The organism is Actinomadura sp. KC345, from assembly GCF_004348515.1.
Lineage (GTDB): Bacteria > Actinomycetota > Actinomycetes > Streptosporangiales > Streptosporangiaceae > Spirillospora.
Genome location: NZ_SMKH01000495.1, coordinates 1 through 3,172 on the forward strand (window position 1 = coordinate 1; position 3,172 = coordinate 3,172).

Below are 3,172 nucleotides of genomic sequence, written 5' to 3' on the forward strand. Positions count from 1 at the left end.
AGCTCCTTCACCGTCGCGTCGATGCGGGTGCGGGAGAAGTCGTTGACGTCCAGGCCCTGGACGATCTCCCACGTGCCGTTCTTCGTGGTGACCGGGAACGACGAGATCAGGCCCTCGGGGACGCCGTAGGAGCCGTCCGACACGACCGCCATGGACGTCCAGTCGCCGTCGGCGGTGCCGTTCACCCAGGTGTGGACGTGGTCGATCGCGGCGGAGGCGGCGGACGCGGCCGAGGACGCGTTGCGGGCGTCGATGATGGCGGCGCCGCGCTTGGCGACGGTCGGGATGAAGTCGTTCTCCAGCCACGCCTGGTCGTTCACGGTCTCGGCGGCGTTCTTCCCGGCGATCTCGGCGTGGAAGATGTCCGGGTACTGGGTGGCGGAGTGGTTGCCCCAGATCGTCAGCCTGCGGATGTCGGAGACGGAGACGCCCGCCTTCTTCGAGAGCTGCGCGAGGGCGCGGTTGTGGTCGAGGCGGGTCATCGCCGTGAAGCGGTCGGACGGGACGTCCGGGGCGTGCGACTGCGCGATGAGGGCGTTGGTGTTGGCCGGGTTGCCGACCACCAGGACCTTGACGTCGTCGGCCGCGCCGGCGTTGATCGCCTCGCCCTGCGGCTTGAAGATGCCGCCGTTGGCCTCCAGCAGGTCGCCGCGCTCCATGCCCTTCGTGCGGGGACGGGCGCCGACGAGCAGCGCGACGTTCACGCCGTCGAACGCCTTGGCCGCGTCGTCGAAGATCTCGATGCCGGACAGCAGCGGGAACGCGCAGTCGTCCAGTTCCATCGCGGTGCCCTCGGCGGCCTTCACCGCCTGCGGAATCTCCAGCAGCCGCAGGCGTACGGGTACGTCCGCGCCGAGGAGGTGCCCGGACGCGATGCGGAACAGCAGCGCGTAGCCGATCTGGCCCGCGGCGCCGGTAACGGTGACGGTGACTGGGGTGCGCGTCATTGCCTTCTTCTCCTGCTGTGACCTGACGGGGCTCAGGCGGCCATCCTTCGGAACCCGACCGCCCGAGAGCCCCGCCCGTGCGCCCGGCACTGCACGCGGGTCTCTCGCCGTCGAGATATCTGCCGGGTTCAGGCTATCGCGCGTCCCCTACCCGCCTCCCGCCAGGTGCACCACCCGGCATGGCACACCGTCCCCGGACGAGCGAAAGGCCGCCCCGGACGACCCCGGGACGGCCTTCACACGCTCATCCCCGCATGCGCGAGGAGTGGGTGCTCGAATACTCGCAGTCAACCTGCGAGGTCAGCCGTTGATCTTCTTCTGGAGGTTGGTGTCGAGAGCCTCCAGGAATTCCTGCGTGGTCAAGAAGGGCGTCGACTTGCCGACCAACAGCGCCAGGTCCTTGGTCATCTGGCCGTTCTCGACCGTCTCGACGCAGACCTGCTCCAGCGAGCGCGCGAAGTCGCTCACCTCGGGCTGGCCGTCGAGCTTGCCGCGGTGCTCGAGGCCGCGGGTCCAGGCGAAGATCGACGCGATGGGGTTGGTCGACGTCGGCTTGCCCTGCTGGTGCTGCCGGTAGTGCCGGGTCACCGTGCCGTGCGCGGCCTCGGCCTCGACGGTCCTGCCGTCGGGGGTCATGAGGACGGACGTCATGAGGCCGAGCGAGCCGAAGCCCTGCGCGAGTGTGTCGGATTGGACGTCGCCGTCGTAGTTCTTGGCGGCCCAGACGAAGCCGCCCTCCCACTTCAGCGCCGCGGCGACCATGTCGTCGATGAGCCGGTGCTCGTACTCCAGGCCCTTGGACTCGAACTCGGCCTTGAACTCGGACTCGTAGACCTCCTGGAAGAGGTCCTTGAACCGGCCGTCGTAGGCCTTGAGGATCGTGTTCTTCGTCGACATGTACAGGGGCATGTCGCGCTCGAGCGCGTACCGCATCGTCGCCCGCGCGAAGTCGCGGATCGAGTCGTCGTAGTTGTACATCCCCATGGCGACGCCGCCTCCGGGGAAATCGGCGATCTCGAACTCCATCGGCTCGGAGTCGTCCGCCGGGGTGTAGGTGATCGTCACCTTGCCGGGGCCGGGGACGACGAAGTCGGTGGCCTTGTACTGGTCGCCGTGGGCGTGGCGGCCGATGATGATCGGCTTGGTCCAGCCGGGGACGAGCCGGGGGATGTTGGAGCAGATGATCGGCTCGCGGAACACCACGCCGCCCAGGATGTTGCGGATCGTCCCGTTCGGGGACCGCCACATCTTCTTCAGGCCGAACTCCTCGACGCGCGCCTCGTCGGGGGTGATGGTCGCGCACTTGACGCCGACGCCGTGCTCGCGGATCGCGTTCGCGGCGTCGATCGTGACCTGGTCGTCCGTGGCGTCACGGTGTTCCATTCCCAGGTCGTAGTACTTCAGGTCGACATCGAGGTAAGGCAGGATCAGCTGGTCCTTGATGAATTTCCAGATGATCCGGGTCATTTCGTCGCCGTCGAGTTCGACGACCGGGCCCGCTACTTTGATCTTGGGCATGCTGTGGCTGTCCCTTTCCTACACCTGGCCAGCGGTGAGGCCCTTGTCATCCTCGGTGGGGGGATGGCGGTGTCGGGCCGCCGGTGCACCCCGGATTGAAGGGACTCGGTCCTTGTAAGGCTCAATTGGCAAGGCTAGCCGAGGCGCCCGGAAGGTCTAGACCTGACCCGGCCGTTACGGGCGTTCGGGGCCGCCTTCACCTGGGACGACATGGCGGCCCGGCGGACCGTCCCGCCGTTTGGCGATGAGAAGCTTCACACCGCGCGCCAGTAGGACGAGCAGGATCAGCACCCCGAAGGCGCCCGCGAGGAGGAGCCCGGTCTTGTGCATCGGCGGGATGCTGAGCGCCACGAACGCGACCATCTCCCCCATGATCACGAGCGTCCAGCAGTCGATGGACCTGCTGCGGACCGCGAGCGGGCCGAGCTGCGACTCCGGCAGCAGGAGCCGCGCGAGCGCGCCGATGAGCAGCGCCGCGGCGATCAGTCCGGAGCCCTTGCGGAAGTAGTTGAACGCGCAGAGCGTGAGGCCGGCGCCGACCCCGCTGAGCACGATCAGGTAGGGCAGTTGCGCGAGCCAGTGCGGCGCGGTCCCCTTGCGACGCGGCGTCCTGCGCCGCCGCCGGTGCACCTCAGTGCTCAAGACCGTCCTCCAGCCCCCACCCGCCGCCATTCAATGGACGAGCTCCTCTCGGCTCACCGTCGTCC

3 protein-coding genes are annotated in these 3,172 nt (G+C 68.2%); all 3 read right to left on the minus strand.

Annotated elements, in window-relative coordinates:
• On the minus strand, positions 1-947 hold a 947-nt coding region (locus E1281_RS38760), incomplete at its 3' end, for a malate dehydrogenase (protein ID WP_131884671.1).
• A 300-nt stretch (positions 948-1,247) separates the two neighbouring features.
• Positions 1,248-2,465, minus strand: a complete 1,218-nt coding sequence (locus tag E1281_RS38765) for an NADP-dependent isocitrate dehydrogenase (RefSeq protein ID WP_131884672.1) — start codon at positions 2,463-2,465, stop codon at positions 1,248-1,250.
• 174 nt (positions 2,466-2,639) lie between these two features.
• Positions 2,640-3,107, minus strand: coding sequence for a DUF3017 domain-containing protein (locus E1281_RS38770; RefSeq protein ID WP_131884673.1), 468 nt, complete (start codon positions 3,105-3,107; stop codon positions 2,640-2,642).
• Between the last annotated feature and the right edge of the window lie 65 nt (positions 3,108-3,172).